The organism is Mucilaginibacter rigui, from assembly GCF_014773275.1.
GTDB classification, from domain to species: Bacteria; Bacteroidota; Bacteroidia; order Sphingobacteriales; family Sphingobacteriaceae; genus Mucilaginibacter; species Mucilaginibacter rigui_A.
In genome coordinates this window covers 1,026,429-1,043,042 of sequence record NZ_JACWMW010000002.1, presented here as the reverse complement: position 1 = coordinate 1,043,042, position 16,614 = coordinate 1,026,429, and the positions used below count along the sequence as shown (strand labels likewise).

The 16,614-nt window shown below is 41.4% G+C and carries 12 protein-coding genes and 1 tRNA gene; 6 read left to right on the top strand and 7 right to left on the bottom strand.

The features are described from left to right. Positions 1–76 precede the first annotated feature (76 nt). The 4 genes from recA (at position 77) to IDJ75_RS11655 (ending at position 5,328) form a co-directional block, all read left to right on the top strand. On the top strand, positions 77–1,084 hold the full coding sequence (gene recA, locus IDJ75_RS11670) for a recombinase RecA (RefSeq protein ID WP_191175795.1): 1,008 nt from the start codon (positions 77–79) through the stop codon (positions 1,082–1,084). Positions 1,085–1,241: 157 nt separating this feature from the next. Beyond that, entirely contained in the window at positions 1,242–2,891 is a 1,650-nt protein-coding gene (locus IDJ75_RS11665) for a DUF6734 family protein (protein WP_191175794.1), read from the top strand. A gap of 44 nt (positions 2,892–2,935) precedes the next feature. Next, positions 2,936–3,151 carry a hypothetical protein gene (locus tag IDJ75_RS11660; RefSeq protein WP_191175793.1) on the top strand — a complete coding sequence of 72 codons (216 nt, stop codon included), beginning with the start codon at positions 2,936–2,938 and terminating at the stop codon, positions 3,149–3,151. Between the two features lie 143 nt (positions 3,152–3,294). Then, entirely contained in the window at positions 3,295–5,328 is a 2,034-nt protein-coding gene (locus IDJ75_RS11655; protein ID WP_191175792.1) for an IPT/TIG domain-containing protein, read from the top strand. A gap of 184 nt (positions 5,329–5,512) precedes the next feature. On the opposite strand, the gene IDJ75_RS11650 is transcribed toward IDJ75_RS11655, so the two are convergent. Together IDJ75_RS11650 and tsaD are read right to left on the bottom strand one after the other, a co-directional pair. Beyond that, positions 5,513–5,683 (bottom strand): hypothetical protein, encoded by a 171-nt coding sequence (locus IDJ75_RS11650; RefSeq protein ID WP_191175791.1) that lies wholly within the window; start codon positions 5,681–5,683, stop codon positions 5,513–5,515. Positions 5,684–5,782: 99 nt separating this feature from the next. Further along, complete coding sequence (gene tsaD / locus IDJ75_RS11645; RefSeq protein WP_191175790.1) at positions 5,783–6,784, bottom strand: tRNA (adenosine(37)-N6)-threonylcarbamoyltransferase complex transferase subunit TsaD; 1,002 nt, start codon at positions 6,782–6,784, stop codon at positions 5,783–5,785. A gap of 209 nt (positions 6,785–6,993) precedes the next feature. On the opposite strand from tsaD, the gene IDJ75_RS11640 reads away from it, so the two are divergent. Next, positions 6,994–11,430 (top strand): translocation/assembly module TamB domain-containing protein, encoded by a 4,437-nt coding sequence (locus IDJ75_RS11640; RefSeq protein ID WP_191175789.1) that lies wholly within the window; start codon positions 6,994–6,996, stop codon positions 11,428–11,430. On the opposite strand, the gene IDJ75_RS11635 is transcribed toward IDJ75_RS11640, so the two are convergent. The 3 genes from IDJ75_RS11635 to IDJ75_RS11625 form a co-directional block, all read right to left on the bottom strand. Further along, positions 11,431–12,636, bottom strand: coding sequence for a bifunctional 3,4-dihydroxy-2-butanone-4-phosphate synthase/GTP cyclohydrolase II (locus IDJ75_RS11635; RefSeq protein ID WP_191175788.1), 1,206 nt, complete (start codon positions 12,634–12,636; stop codon positions 11,431–11,433). A gap of 102 nt (positions 12,637–12,738) precedes the next feature. After that, positions 12,739–14,160, bottom strand: coding sequence for an LptF/LptG family permease (locus IDJ75_RS11630; RefSeq protein ID WP_191175787.1), 1,422 nt, complete (start codon positions 14,158–14,160; stop codon positions 12,739–12,741). Positions 14,161–14,257: 97 nt separating this feature from the next. Beyond that, positions 14,258–14,638, bottom strand: a complete 381-nt coding sequence (locus IDJ75_RS11625) for an START-like domain-containing protein (RefSeq protein ID WP_191175786.1) — start codon at positions 14,636–14,638, stop codon at positions 14,258–14,260. Between the two features lie 132 nt (positions 14,639–14,770). Here IDJ75_RS11625 and IDJ75_RS11620 point away from each other — a divergent pair. Then, a tRNA-Met gene (locus IDJ75_RS11620) sits at positions 14,771–14,844 on the top strand. Here the strand turns inward: IDJ75_RS11620 and IDJ75_RS11615 are convergent. Continuing rightward, positions 14,804–16,357: a recombinase family protein gene (locus tag IDJ75_RS11615; RefSeq protein ID WP_191176126.1), complete on the bottom strand. Its 1,554-nt coding sequence runs from the start codon at positions 16,355–16,357 to the stop codon at positions 14,804–14,806. The two genes, IDJ75_RS11620 and IDJ75_RS11615, sit on opposite strands and share 41 nt — an antisense overlap. Next, the gene (locus IDJ75_RS11610; RefSeq protein ID WP_191175785.1) at positions 16,354–16,512 is read right to left on the bottom strand and encodes a hypothetical protein; all 159 of its coding nucleotides are present in this window, start codon (positions 16,510–16,512) and stop codon (positions 16,354–16,356) included. Before IDJ75_RS11610 ends, IDJ75_RS11615 begins: the two co-directional genes overlap by 4 nt. Positions 16,513–16,614 lie beyond the last annotated feature (102 nt).

Genomic DNA, 16,614 nt, shown 5'->3' with positions numbered 1-16,614 from the left:
AACAAATAAAAAATAATTACTAAAAATATTAGTAATTATAAAATTATGTTTTATATTTGTTTCACATTAGTTTAATATGAGCAACGCAGATAAATTAAAGGCATTACAGCTAACATTAGATAAGCTGGAAAAATCATACGGCAAGGGCACCATCATGAAAATGGGTGATACCGCTATTGAAGCAACCGAAACAATTTCAACAGGCTCTTTAGGCCTTGATATTGCTTTAGGTGTAGGTGGTTTACCAAAAGGCAGGGTGATAGAGATCTATGGCCCCGAGTCGTCTGGTAAAACAACCTTAGCTATACATGCCATAGCCGAATCACAAAAGAAAGGTGGCATTGCCGCTTTTATAGATGCAGAACACGCGTTCGACCGTTTCTACGCCAAAAAACTTGGTGTAGATGTAGAAAACCTTTTAATATCACAACCGGATAATGGTGAGCAGGCCTTAGAAATTGCCGATAACCTGATCCGCTCGGGCGCTATTGACATTTTGGTTATTGACTCTGTTGCGGCGTTGGTTCCAAAAGCCGAGATTGAAGGCGAAATGGGCGATTCTAAAATGGGTTTACACGCCCGTTTAATGTCGCAGGCATTGCGTAAACTAACCGGTACTATTAGCAAAACCGGATGCTGCTGTATATTCATTAACCAACTGCGCGACAAAATTGGCGTTATGTTCGGTAACCCCGAAACTACAACTGGTGGTAATGCCTTAAAATTCTATGCTTCAGTTCGTTTAGATGTACGCCGTATATCACAAATTAAAGATACCGACGAGGTATCAGGTAACCGTGTTAAGGTTAAAATAGTGAAGAACAAGGTCGCTCCTCCGTTCCGTATAGCAGAGTTCGATATTATGTTTGGCGAGGGTATCTCAAAAGCTGGCGAGATCATTGACCTGGGTGTTGAATACAACATTATTAAAAAAGCAGGATCATGGTTTAGCTACGGCGAAACCCGCCTTGGTCAAGGCCGTGATGCAGTTAAACAGTTGATACTGGATAACCCTGAATTAGCTGAAGAACTGGAAGCAAAAATTAAAGCAACCGTAACCGGCGACAGCTTAGCAGAAGTTTAGTAGATAAAATAGTTTTTATAAAATGTGGGCCTTCATGTTAAAAAACGTGAAGGCTTTTTTGCGTCCCGCTTAAATCTTGGTGCGTATTTTTCTTTTGGTTTAATTACATTAGACAAAACATTGCCTTATTATAAACACAAACCTGCCTTAAACACCTATGAAAGTTCTTCAAACATTTTGGACAGGCCCTGAGGAAATAAGTAAAAAAAAATTATTAAGCCTAAAGGCCGGCTGGCTGTCTCCCGAGTATCATTGGATGAGCTGGGCCCTGAGCAGCCTGCAGGCTAAAAGTATATTTGGATCTGTAAACCTGGTGACAGACAAGGCCGGGAAAGAGATATTAGTCGATTTGTTGCAACTACCTTATACCAATGTGTCAACAGCTTTAGAAGGTACGCTTAACCACTATCATCCCAGTTTATGGGCGCTTGCAAAGATCCACACTTACAGCATCCAAACCGAACCTTTTCTGCATCTGGACGGAGATGTTTATCTGTGGCAAAAACCGCCTCAAAACGTCCTTAATTCGCCACTTTTAGCACAAAACCTGGATAAGAACCTCCCGTTTTACGCTACCATACTCAATCAGATAAATGATCATCTATCCTTTGTACCGGAATCGTTTTCAAGAAGGAATTTTGAACACAAAGATGTGTATGCAAGCAATGCCGGTTTATTAGGCGGCCATGATTTATCCTTTTTTAAAGAATACAGCAGGCGGGCTTTTGAATTTATAGATAAAAACAAGGCTGACCTTGAGAAAATGACTACCGGCAGCCTTAACCTGATTTTTGAACAATACCTGTTCTGCCAGTTCGCTGCAGAATCAAACATCCCTGTAAGCTATTACAAGGCTACGGTTGAGGACCCGGTATTTAAAGATTATATCCGTTTTGAGGATTATCCGCACTTGCAGATGGTACACCCGGTTGGTGGGTTTAAACAATATCCGCATGTGTGCGATCACCTTGCAAAAACCCTCAGAAAGGACTACCCGGAATACTATTACCGCATAATAAATTTGCTGCGCGATGCCGATACCGGTATCAGGTCTGCTATATATAACTTCCCGCAACTTACAATTACCGCCTTATCCCCATCATTAAAAGAAAAGGAAACATCCACTCGTTTTGAGCAAGTATACATCCGTACCCGTGCGGCAATTGATTATATAAATACCGCGATGCCTCCTGATAAGAAAATAGATTTTCCTGAAAACATAAAACCCGGCAGCTTTAATAAGCTGATAAACATAAGCGCTTTAGGTATTGATGATAAACAGCGCCTGACTGATATATTTCACCTGGAATATGAGAAAAATTCGTTTTCAAAAAAAATATACGCTGGTGTTCCATCCATAAACAAATTGTATGCTGATAACATTACTGCTTATAACCTGATCCGACATACTTTTTCATTGACGAAAGACAACTTGCTGCAAACCCGGGTCAGAATACAAGATGAATATTTACAGTTGGACCTTGGCTGGTATTGGAAATACGATTATCTGAAAGACATCCCCACAATTGTTGAAAGAAATTTCAGCCAGGAAAGATCTGAACTAACTGCAATATTATTGCCTGATTTATTGCAGGCAGGTATTAAAGAGTATTACCCGGATGAATTAGACCTGATCATCACCGAAACGCTTAAAAACACATTTACCATTGAAGCATTATTAACTGAAATGAAACAATACTTTTCGGAAGAAGAGGTAAAAGACGACTACCCCTCCTTTGAGTTGTTGATAGTTGACGTAGTTAAACGCTTGCTTTACTACGGGTTATTGAAAATTATTGCACAGTAATTAAATCTATATTCTTATATTTATTTATAACCAATAATTAAATTATGAAAACATCAAAACCAATGGGCAAACTAAGCCTGAAAAAAGAGTTATCAAGAAATGAGCAAAAAGAGATCAGAGGTGGCGCAAGCGGCGCAACCCAAACTTACTGTGACGGTGCAGGCGGATCAGCATTTCCTGTATTTGGCAGCACGCCGATAGGTTGCCAACCTGCTTATTGCAGAGCCGCAGGCCATGGAAATTATCTGTATTGCGCTTAATGCTTAGGCAAACGCAAAAAAGCCTCCCTTTAAAGGGGGGCTTTTTTGTGCGTATTGGTACGTAGAAAAAAATACGGCAAATACGGTATAGGTGTAAGGGGTTAATTTATAGAATTTTATAAAAATTTAATCCCTTGGCACTCATGAAAACACACTTACAAAAACTATTAAAAACAACAGCCATATTACTGCTATTATTAACAGTGATACCTTCCTGTAAAAAAGAAACTATTATTAAGCCAACACCTCTGCCAACCGAGGTAAAAACATCATCTATACAGGGTAAAATTGATGGCAAAGATTTCGCTATAAAGCAGGATGGTATAAAATCAACCTTATACAGCACATCAGGCGATGGCGTAAAATCGTTAGAAACAACTGCAACACTTGATGCCGATGGCAGCAAATTGGGTTTCTTTATTGACGACCTGAAGAACGGCGCCATAGCGTTAAGCAAAAAATCGGGTACATCACTTAATCCTGGTACAAAAACCATTAAAATAAATTCAACTACCCCGGTACAAAGCTATGTTTATTACTACAGTGCGGGTAATGAGTATTACGCGTTCTCGGGCTCGATAGAGATTACCATCACCGAAACCGACATAACTGTAAAATGGAACATTATGTTTAAAGATGCAAGCGGCCGTGAGTTTAACTCATCGGGGGCATTCACTATAACCTATGCATCGGTAGTAACCAAACCAAAATCTGAAGTAAAAGACCCTACCCCAGTTGCCGACAAGCCCACTATTGAAAGCATCACCCCTAACAGGGGCCGCCCCGGCGATACCATTGCCATTGCCGGTGTTAATTACAGTACCACAACTGCCGATAATGTTGTAAAATTCAATGGCACAAATGCTGCTGTAATATCGGCTACAGCTACTAAACTATTGGTAAAGGCACCTACAGAAGGCTCAACAGGCGCAGTATCTGTAAAAGTTAAAAACAGCGAGGTTACCACAGGTCCTGTGTTTAGCTACATAGGGGCAGCTACCTTTACCTCATTTGCCCCTGCAAGCGCTAAGGTTGGCGATACCATTACTATTACCGGCACAAATTTCAGTAAAACACGGGCCGATAATGTGGTACATTTTACCGGCCCGCAAAACAATGTATTTACAGGCACTGTAATAGCAGCTACCGAAACACAATTAAAAGTTACGGTACCCCAAGGTGCTGTAACAGGCAAAATATATTTAACCGTTAACAGCGGCTTAAAACTAACCAGCGCTACCGATTTTACTTTAACTGTGCCTTCGCAAACAAACGGATGGACACAGGTTGATTTTACGGTAAGCCCGCAATCCGGTATCATTTCAGCAGCATCCGGTAACCGCATGTTTTTCAGCAGTGGTAAAACGGGCAAATATTTATATTACAGCAGCAACCAGGGCGCTACATTTACCAACGTATTTAACCAGTTACCTATGCCCCAGGATACCCTAAAAGTTAATTACATGGTGGCTGATGGTAATTACTTTTACATCACCACAAACCTGGGTATTGTAAAAACCGATGGTACAACTTTCACTAAGTTAACTGTAAGCGCCAACCAGCCAAACCTTGGCTTTACGGGTATAGTTGCCAAAAATGATAAGGTCTATGTATTCCTGGGCACAAGCAGCTATGTTTCGTTAAATGGCGGCACAAGCTTTCAATCGAGGCCAGCTACCCTTGGCGGGGCTACCAGGCTCGATTACCTTACAAGCGATGCCGGCGGTAAATATTTTTACGCTATTGACCCTACATCAACAAAATTCTATAAATCAACAGATCAGGGGCAAAACTGGTCGGTAACTACGGGAGCAACTGGCACATACCCTTTAGCAGATGGCTATAAAAACATTCTCCTATCCCCGGCATACACATATGCTATATTCAACACCGGCACGCAGCTTACGGGTAACCGCCTATACCAATCGCGCGGGCAGGGAGATGCGTTTGTTAGCGTAATAGATGAACAGGTAAATGTTGTAAAACAATGGGGAGATTACGTTGCTTATGGCGGTGCTCGCTTCAGCCTGTCAAACGATGTGGGTAATACCTATAAACATTATGATATACCGCAGGGTACCGTAATTGCCGGTATAGAGCGGATAGAAAATGTGTTCTTCATTTTCTGCACCACAACAGGTGGGCAAAGCGTCAAAATATATAAAAGGGCATTCTAACCGGTAGAAAGCGGTTAGGCATTTTGTAAGTGTTTTTTCTCAATAGCCCTCTGTAGCAATGCAGGGGGCTTATTGTTTAAGCTGCAGGGCTGTCAGCCTGAGCCTGTTAAAGACTTATATGGTGGTTCAACAAGCCCAGCATTACAATTAGTCATGTTTACCTATTGTGTAACGGTTGTAGCTATTACTTACCGCCGGTTTTCCAGTACATATAGGCTATACAGCCTACCACGGTTATAGCTAAAACAATAAGGCCTGTTATGCCCTTACGTTTATCCTGGCGCATAAGCCATACTAAAAATGCAACAAGTGGTAGTACAAAAACCGCCCAGAATATAAAAGAAGGAATAGACATAGTGTCGAGTTAGTGAATTAATGATTTAGCGAATTAGTGATCGTAAATTATGTGCTCAAAAAATCACTAATTCACCTCCACACTAATTCATAGTTGCGCCTACATCGGCATCCTTGCCAGTGGGGCTATCGCCTGCCCTGCAAATTCGCCTTTTAAATATTTATAATAACCGGCAATGGCTATCATGGCCGCGTTGTCTGTACAGTATTCAAATTTGGGGATAAAAACGTTCCAGCCTTTTTCTGCGCCAAGTTTGGTTAGCCCCTCGCGCAGCCCGGTATTGGCGGATACGCCACCTGCCAGTGCAATATCTTTAATACCGTACTCTTCGGCAGCACGTTTTAGTTTGTTCAACAAAATGGTGGCAATACGCTTCTCTACCGAGGCGCAAATATCGCCCAGGTTTTGTTGTATAAAATCAGGGTTGGCGGCAACGTTATCTCTAATAAAATAAAGTATAGACGTTTTAACACCGCTAAAGCTAAAGTCAAAGCCGGGTATTTGCGGCTCGGGGAATTTATATGCATCGGGGTTACCGGTACGCGCATGTTTATCTATCAGTGGGCCCCCCGGGTATGGCAAGCCTAATATTTTGCTGGTTTTATCCATCGCCTCACCGGCAGCATCATCAAGCGTTTGGCCAATTACCTGCATATCAAAATAGTCTTTCACCAAAACTATTTGCGTGTGCCCGCCCGATACCGTTAAGCACAAAAACGGGAATACAGGTTTTTTTTCGCCAATAAAATGCGCCAAAATATGCGCCTGCATGTGGTTAATATCAATAAGCGGCAGGTTTTTTGCCAGCGCAAACGCCTTTGCGAACGACACACCAACTAAAAGTGAACCTAAAAGGCCCGGGCCACGCGTAAATGCTACCGCATCAATATCATTTTTGCTTACTTTTGCGTTTAATAGTGCTTGTTGTACTGCCGGAACAATATTTTGCTGATGAACCCTTGAGGCAAGCTCAGGGACAACGCCCCCGTACAATTCATGAATGGTTTGATTAGCAATAACATTGCTCAATATCTCACCATCCACACAAACAGAAGCGGAGGTTTCATCACATGAAGATTCGATTCCTAATATTACAGGCACTTTGCTAAGTAAAAGATCAAAAGTTCAGAGTCAATTAAATTGGCTAAACTTTCGATGCAGATTATAAATAAATTCAAAAAGTAAAACACTTAGTGCGTTTTTGAATTTTTACTTTTGAATTTCTAATTAAATACAAAGTTATTAAAAAAGCACTTAAAATAGCGTTAAGCATCGTATTGATAATTTTGTTACTGATAAGCATTATTTTAATGCTTTTTCAGTACAAGCCGGTACAAACGTGGGCTGCAAAAAAAGCCACCGCATATTTATCAAAAGAACTTAACACTAAGGTTGATATAAAAAGCCTATACATTAAGCCTTTTTCATCAGTTGTGTTAGAGGGGTTGTATATACTGGATAAACAACAGGACACCCTGCTAAGCACCCCAAAACTGGCTGTCGAGCTTAGTGGTTTTTCCATTTTTAACAGCATCAAAAAAAAGAAGATAGATTTCGCTTCCATACAACTGGATAGCGGTGCGTTTTACCTGAAAAAACAAAAGGATAGCACTACTAATCTTAAATTCGTACTGGATTATTTCAACTCGGGCGATACCACAAAAACCAAAAGCAAACCCTGGACGCTGACGTTCGAGAAGATCACGATCAATAATTTCCATTTCAGGTACAAAAACTATTTGCGCACCGAACTGGTAAAAGGCGTAAATTTCAATGATGTTGATGTAAGCAACTTCAGCACCATCATCCGCAATATGGACCTGCAAAACCACCTGTTTAAGGCCAGGATAGGCGGCATGACCCTGCGCGAGAAAAGCGGCTTTTTTGTACGTAACCTAAATGCCAACGCCACTATAGATACCAACCAGATACTACTGCAAAACCTTAATATCCTCACGGCCTACTCCAACGTTAAAAACTTCTTTAAAATGAAGTTTAAATCGTTTGATGACTTTGACAATTTTGAGAACACCGTTACTATGGATGCCGATTTTAAAACGTCGCACCTGTCATCAAAAGACATAGCCTTTTTCACCAGTTCGCTTGATAAAACAACGTTTGAGCTTGGCCTGGATGGCCGTGTACGCGGTATGGTAAACAACCTGAAAGCCAAAAGCCTTACCATAACGGCAGCGCAGGCCACTTTTATTAAAGGCGATTTTAACCTAACCGGGCTGCCCGATTGGGATAACACCTTTATGCAACTGAGGTTTGACCAGATAGCCACAAATAAAAAAGACCTGGATTATTTGTACAGCCACTTTACCGGCAAGCCCAATGCAAAAGTACCCGATGTGGTGGGCAAATTTGGCAACGTAAACTTTAACGGCAGATTTACCGGCCTGCAAAACGATTTTGTTGCTTTTGGTACTTTTAAAACAAAGCTTGGCCGGTTTGACCCTGATATTAACCTGAAAATAAACAAAGCCGGTATACCCAGCTACAGCGGTAAGGTTACCACCAGTAATTTTGACCTGGGCGCGTTAATTGACAATAACGCTGTTGGCCGCACAACCCTATCTGCCAACCTAAGTGGCAGCGGCGATGAAATTAAAAACCTTAATGTAAAAGGTGACGCCCGAATAGCATCCTTTCAGTTTAAGGGTTACAATTATAGCAACCTGATCGCCGCCGGCACTTTTAAAAACAAAACTGCACAAGGTAAAGTTGCCATTAACGACAGGAACTTAAAACTTAACCTGGCAGGCCTTATAAACCTGAACCCTAAACTACCTGTATACACCATTACCGGCAACATTAGTAATGCAAAGCTGCAACAGCTTAAATTATTAAAAGATACCATTACTTTTAGTACCGATATTAACACCAACTTCTCAGGCAATAACCTCGATAATTTGGACGGCAGTATTTTGTTAACCAAAATTCGCGTTACCGACCCACGGCAAGACTATGTAGTTGATTCGCTTGCGCTAACAGCCAGCGGCAAGGGGGATGCAAGGTTGATATCTTTAAAATCTGACATTGCTGATGGCAGCATTAAGGGCAGCTACGATTTGGCCACACTCCCTTCCTATTACAAAACCATCGCCAAAAAGTATATCCCATCGCTAAAAACGGATATTACTACCCCTAAACCGCAAAATTTTGATTTTAATTTAACCCTTAAAAATATCGACCCATTAACGGCTATTTTTATGCCTGATCTTAAAATACCCGATCAGGGTACTTTTGTAGGGAAATTTAACTCAAATAACAAAACGGCTACACTTAACGGGTATATTAAAACCATAAAACTCGGCAAAATTGTGTTTCATGATTTTATTATTGATGAAAGCACAACTGATGATATGCTGGGCCTCAACATATCATTAAATCGGGTTGATCTTACCGACAGCCTTTACATTAAAAACATAAACGTTACCAACTTTTTGAAGAATGATAGTTTAAACTTCAACGTTAAATTATCAGATAAAGACGCCGCCAACCAGTTAGACCTTTACGGCCTTGTAGCTTTTGGTAAAGACACAACGGCCAAACTATCGGTGCTGCCCTCTGATGTGATACTGGAGCGCGAGAACTGGAAGATACAAGATCAGGTAAGGATCCGCTTACTTGATGGTAAAACGCAGGTATCGGGCTTCGAACTATCAAACGGCAAACAAAAAGTACGAATAAATGGGTTTATATCTGACAATCCTGAGGATAAGCTGAAGGTAACTTTTGAGAAATTCAGTATGGCTACGCTTAATCAGCTCACCAAAACATCGGGCGTTTTATTAAAAGGATCATTAAATGGCGATGTAATATTAAACTCCATTGTTAAAAAACCCGGGATAGACGCCGACCTGTCTATTGATTCGCTTACCATGAATAAAACACTGGTAGGGAATGTAAAAATTGTTTCTGACCTTGATAGCGATAAAGGGCTGGCCAACGTAAAATTAAATATTACCAACCGTGGCCTTGAAACCATGAACGTTGCAGGTGTATACATATTGGGCAAACAAACCGAGGACAAGCTTGATTTTGATGTAAAGATGGATCATACCGAGGCCATCATATTTGAACCTTTTATTAAGGATCTGGTTTCGAATATAAAGGGATCTGTATCTGCAAATCTTAAACTATCCGGCTCGCCATCAAAACCCGAACTAAATGGTGATGTATCTTTAAATAACACCGGCATTACCGTTAATTATTTAAAAACAGCTTATACCGTTAATGACAAGCTGGATGTAAGCAACAGTGTTATCAGGATCAACAAAATGATACTGAAGGATGTCCGCGGCGGCACAGGAGAGGCAAACGGCACGGTTGACCTGAATAACATATCAAACCCAACACTGGATATAAAGCTTGATGCCAATAACCTGATGGCCCTTAACACTACGTTTAAAGATAACCACCTTTATTATGGTACGGCTTATGGCTCGGGCACGTTTAGCTTTACCGGCCCCATCGATAACATGAAGATCGATATCAAGGCATCAACCGAAGAAGGCACGGTATTTAATATTCCGTTGAATACTTCAGCAACTGCTGCCGATTATGATTTTATAAGATGGGTTAACCATAATGATACAACCAGAAAAGTTATTGAAAAGAAAAACGCCTTTAATGGTGTTACCCTGAACTTTGACTTAACCGTTGATGAGAAAACAACCGTTAGGATTAGTACTGACTATGGCGTACTTGAAGGCACCGGGCAGGCGCGTAACTTAAAACTGAACATAAACAGCCTTGGCGATTTTGAAATGTTTGGCGATTTCGGGATCACATCAGGCAAGTTTGAGTTTACCGCCAAGGATTTCATCAGTAAAAACTTTGTGGTGAACCAGGGTGGAAATATCCGCTGGACGGGTAACCCATCAAACGCGGAGATAAACCTAAAAGCGATATACGAGGTACGTACAAACATTGCACCGCTATACACCGCCGCAGGTTTGCAGGCGCCGCAGCCAAAACAGGTACTGGTACAGGCTGAATTGATTTTGACCAAATCGCTGTTACAACCAAGCATCGATTTTAACTTTAATTTCCCTGTAGATCCATCAATCAAGGACGACCTGAACACTTACCTTGCCGACAATAATAATCGCAGCCAGCAGGCACTAAGCATCATTGTAAGGCGAAGCTTTGCATCCGGCACCGGCAGTAATTTAACTAACCAGGTATTAGGTACTGCCGGCGAGGCTGTGAGCGAATTCGCTTTTAATAAATTGAACAGCTTTATCTCGCAATCAAACATCAAGTACTTCGATTTAAACATACGGTCGTTCAACGATGCAAGCGCGTCATTGAAGTTTTTAAATGACAGGCTTATCATCAACGGCAGTTTATACTCAAACAGTGGCACAAGCGATCTGTTTAACAACCGCACCAACTTGCTGAATACCGATTTCAGGACTTTAACAAAGGATTTTGAGATTCAATACCTGATACGTAAAGATGGTAACCTAAGGGCAAGGTACTCTTACCGTGCCCTTAACAGCACTACATTAAACAGTATTAATGATAACCTTACCGCACAATATGTAAACGGTATTGGTTTAGTTTACCAGCGCGATTTTGATACTTTCGGCGAGTTTCTGCGTAACATGTTCAGGCAGGGCCGTAAAAAAACACCAACCACGCCTGCACCCGTACCGGCAACAAACATTACAACCCCAACACCCTCAAAATCATCAGACGACAAGAACGGTGAGGATACCGAAGGTGATGACTAATTAATGCTCGCGCATAATAGCGTGGTCCATTTTATCCCTTTTGGTACGCAGGTAAGCCTCATTATGCGGGTTTGATGCTATTTCTATCGGCAGGTTTTCCACCACTTCCAACCCATAACCGATAAGGCCCGCGCGCTTTTTAGGATTATTGGTTAGCAGGCGCATTTTTGATATGCCCAGGCTTCGTAATATTTGGGCACCAATACCATAGTCGCGCTGATCCATCTGGAAGCCCAGTTTTATGTTAGCCTCTACGGTATCCAGCCCGTTCTCTTGTAAATGGTATGCTTTTAATTTATTAACCAGCCCAATGCCACGGCCTTCCTGGTTCATGTATACTATAACGCCTTTACCTTCTTTGCTGATGATCTCCATAGCCTTGTGCAGCTGAGGGCCGCAATCGCACCGGCACGAGCCAAATATATCGCCCGTAACACATGAGCTATGCACACGAACCATTACGGCCTCACCGGGCTCCCATTCGCCTTTCACAAGTGCTAAATGGTTCTCGCCGGTATCCAGTTGGGTGTAGGCTATCATATCAAAATTGCCCCATTCGGTAGGCATTTTTACAGACACCTCTTTACGCACCAACGATTCGGTGTTTAAACGATAGGCGATCAAATCTTTTATAGAAACTATTTTCAGGTCGAAATCTTTGGCCATTACCAACAGTTCAGGTAAGCGCGCCATATCGCCGTCTTCTTTCATTATTTCGCAGATAACGCCTGCGGGCTCAAACCCTGCTAATACAGATAGGTCTATCGCTGCCTCGGTATGGCCAGATCGGCGCAAAACGCCACCGTCTTTAGCTATCAGCGGGAATATATGGCCGGGCCTTCCCAGGTCGGCAGGTTTGGTTGCCGGGTCAATTAAAGCCAGCGTGGTTTTTGATCGGTCTGTTGCCGAAATACCTGTGGTACAGCCATTGCCCAACAGATCTACCGATACGGTGAAATTTGTTTCGTGCGAGGTTGTGTTTTTACTAACCATCGGCTCCAGCTCAAGCTCATGCGCTCGCTGTGTAGTTATAGGTGCGCAAACCAGCCCGCGCCCATATTTTACCATAAAGTTGATGGTTTCGGGCGTGGCGTTACGGGCAGCCGTTAAAAAATCGCCTTCGTTTTCGCGGTCTTCATCATCTACAACAATAATGGTTTTACCTGCTTTAATAGCTTCTATGGCTTCCGGTATAGTATTTAGCATTTCTATGTTTCTTTGGAGGATCGGTTTATCCGGTTTACGGCTGGCCGATGCTTTAACAAATTTATACGATAATTAGATGATAAAGGTCGGTAATTTGTAAAACTATACAGCCTTGGTTTTACGCAGGCTAAAGCGCTTAAAGAAACGCTTATATATATCGGCATCAAACAGGGCCGAATCTGTAGCTGCTTTATAAGTAAGGAACAACCCTATCGGGAATAAAACTGCAATTGCTATCCAGGCGCCTATCAGTGGTGACAGGTCACCCTCCTTGGCTGATTTTTCACCAATGGTGCCAATAATATAATATATCAAAAAGAAGATCACTGATACTACCACCGGTAACCCCAGCCCCCCTTTACGGATAATTGCCCCCAGTGGAGCACCAATTAAAAACAACACAATACAGGCGGCCCCAAGGGTAAACTTTTTTTGATACTCCATAACATACCTGCGTATGCTTTTTGATGTTTCTTTATGCCTGTCGGTACGGTTCTTTAAAACATCCTGTATTTGGTGCACCTCGCTTAAAGCATTATTAAATACGTTGGCTTTTTCGCTAACTGTAGTTATTTTTATGCTATCTGCAGGGATAGGCTTTTTAATATTAGCCGACTTTGCGGGCACTGTGGTATACTTAATATAAGGGCTAATGAGCGAATAATTAACGTTTACATTGCTATCCACTTCTTTATTTGCCGAATCTATATAGTGTTGCAGCTGGCGCAGGTTCATCATTGCTGAGGCATTGCGAAACTCATTCTCATCGGTGCGATGTATTGTAAAATCCTCAAGAGAAAGTTTTTGCTCCGTTTCCTTAAACCTGAAACGCCTTAGCTGTTGCCTTGGCCTATAGCCTTCATCGCCCGCATCTTCTTCATAACGTACGCCATCGTATAATTTCAACACCAGGTAAAGATCATCCTTAGTACGGTACATTAAGCCCGATTTTGCAAATGTAACAACCTGGTTAGTCTCCAGCTTACCCTTTGAATAGATCATGATATCACGCAGGGTTTGGCCGTCAGGGTCTTTCCTTTTTACACGGATAGAGTAGCCGGGAAAACGGTTACTAAAGATATTCTCGGGTAGCAAATCGGCCGATTTTTGCTTGCGGGCATCGTATAATAACGAGTAGTATTTAAGGTTAGCCACCGGCAGCATATAATCAGAAAAAGCAAACGCTGCGATACTAAGCACCAGCACTACTATCATCATGGGGTACATAGCGCGGCGCAAGGATATCCCTGCAGATTTAATAGCTACAAGCTCGTAATTTTCGCCCAGGCTACCGTAGGTCATGATGGAAGATAACAATACCGAGAGAGGTAGCGCCATAGCCACATTAGTAGCCGAGTTATACATCATGAGCTCCAGGATAATATACCATTGAAAGCCCTTGCCAATAAGGTCATCAATGTATTTAAACAAAAACAACATCAGCAGCACAAACATCACTATTAGCAAGGTTACTATAAAAGGCCTTATAAATGATTTGAGCAGTAAAAGATGTATTTTCTTCATCAGGGCAATTGTATACAGGCAATGAAACGTTTAGGTTTGCAAATAATTGTTTACCTGCAAACCTGTTTCAAGATACAAAAATAGGGAAATTAAAATTTTAAGCGCCCAATGTGCTTATCAGGTAATCTATCTGGTTATCCCAAATCTGTTTACGTTCGGCAATGGTTTCTTCTGTGGCAAAATCTGTAATGCTCAGGGCTACATCATTGGTAAGCTCATCCTGTATTATTTCCATCTCAAAATAACACTGGGGTTCATCGTCCAGCCATTTAAACCTTACCAGTTTATTCTCTTTAATAGCAACAAGCTTTGCATTTTGCTTCTCATCATCCCAGGTAAAAGTGTATATCTGGTCGCGTACGCTTACATCATCGGCAAACCATTGGGTAAGGCCATTAGCTTCGTTCAGGAAAGTATATAGTATTCTGGGTGACGATTTTATCTCGTACTCAAGGTTGAATTTTTTCTTCTCGGACATAGGGGTTTAATTGTTACAAATCAATCAAAGGGGCAAAAGTGAACATTTTTTCTAAAGGAAGCGAATTTCTACTATATTTGCAAACCTTTTTCAGCAAGCATCAAAATATAAGTTGATAAGGTAAGCATATAAGGCGGGGTAGCTCAGATGGTTAGAGCGTAGGATTCATAACCCTAAGGTCGGCAGTTCGATCCTGCTCCCCGCTACCTTACTGGGCAAATCAACTTTTATAGTAGATTTGCCCTTTTTATTTGCTTCAAAAACGGCCTTTACGCTATTAAAAACGCAGATTGCTTCGTTTAGCCGGCCAGTTCGATGTTGGACGCCATCAAAAGTGAGATTTTCGGGGTACATCGAACTAATAATCCGCCTTTTCCCCTCAGAATCAGCTCTTTGATATAATTCCGGAAGATTAGACATATTTTTCAAAGCTTTGTCCAAAAGGGGGCCAATGCTATGTGTTCTACTGGAGAGTTCGACTAATTTTCCCTCAATAATCGATATTTGCCTTTCACAATTGCTTTTAATATCTCGGTAATCAGATGCATCCAAATCGCCTACAAGAAGGAGATCTCTGGCTTTCGAAATTTTAGCCGCGTGGTCGTTTAATTGGCGTTTATACAAAGTCATATCTCCTTTACCTTCTCCTAATGCTTCTTCATAAACATCGGTAATGATTTTTTTATAAAGAGCTAATACTGCAGGATCTAGCGCATATTTAGAGAGATGCGCTTCAAATGCTTCGTTTACGATTTTTGCGTTGAATCTAACCCCACATTTAGTAAAGCAGTGATAATAGTGGTAATAACGCGTGCAACCTTTTGATGCACTTCCAGTAAGCATATATCCGCACTTTGGACAGATAAGAAATCCCCTCAATGGAAGCTGGTCAGGGGAAGCTATTTTAGTTTTAGTGGTTTTCTTTCGACCATCAAGAACGTCCATAACCTCGTTAAACAAACTTTCAGAAATAATGGGCTCATGAGTACCCTGTACCAAGTGAGCATCTTCATCTTTATATTTCGAAATGAAGATCTTCCCGCAGTATACCGGGTTTCGGATGATTTGCCAAAAATTCTTCCGACCACAAGTAAGGCCTTTGTCGCGAGCGGCTCGCCATATCTGATCGATATACCAATTTCCAGTTGCTAATTCGTTGTAAACCCATCGCATAATTTCTGCTTCAGGTTGTTTAGGACAAATATATTTTTTGCCATCTTCTGAAGTTTTGTTTGCATATCCTATTACCGCTTGCCCCATCCAGCGGCCTTCCTTTCGCGCACGTCGCATTCCGAAAAAAGTGTTTAGTGCTCTTCTATCGTTCTCTACTTCCGGCTGAGCGAGATAAATTGCGAGCATTAATTTGTTTTCTGGGATCGTTATATCTAAGGGTTGTTCGATTGCTTGAGGTTCGATACCTAAATTTGCAAGGATGCTAATCATTTGATATGCGTCACCAGCGTTCCTACTAAATCTATCCCATTTAGTGAAAAGCACTAAGTCTGTCTGACCGCGTTTCTTTTTGAGTTCTAAAAGTAGCTTTTGCCATTCAGGTCTTACAAACGATTTGGCGGAATGATCTTCGTAAATTATTCGTCTGATTTTTATTTCTCTTATTTCACAGTATCTGGTCAAAACTTCTTCCTGGCCTCTTTGAGAGTAGCCTTTATCAGCCTGTTCTTCAGTGCTTACCCGTATATATAAATCAGCAGTTTTCATCGTTTTAAATAATGATCCACTTCTAATTTAGCTAATAAATATAGCAAATCCAAAATGTTTTTAGCCTCACTTATGGTCACTTTCATGCCGTTTTTTGCGAGGATATTAACTGCCTCTTCTGCGCTTATTCTAATCTTAGGCGGCTTATCGTTCATGTATTCCCATTCAAGGATACAATGATCGAGAATTTTATATTCGTCCTTTGACAAGCATTTCGGTACTACCGAACATTAGAATTGTTATGATTTTTATGGCAT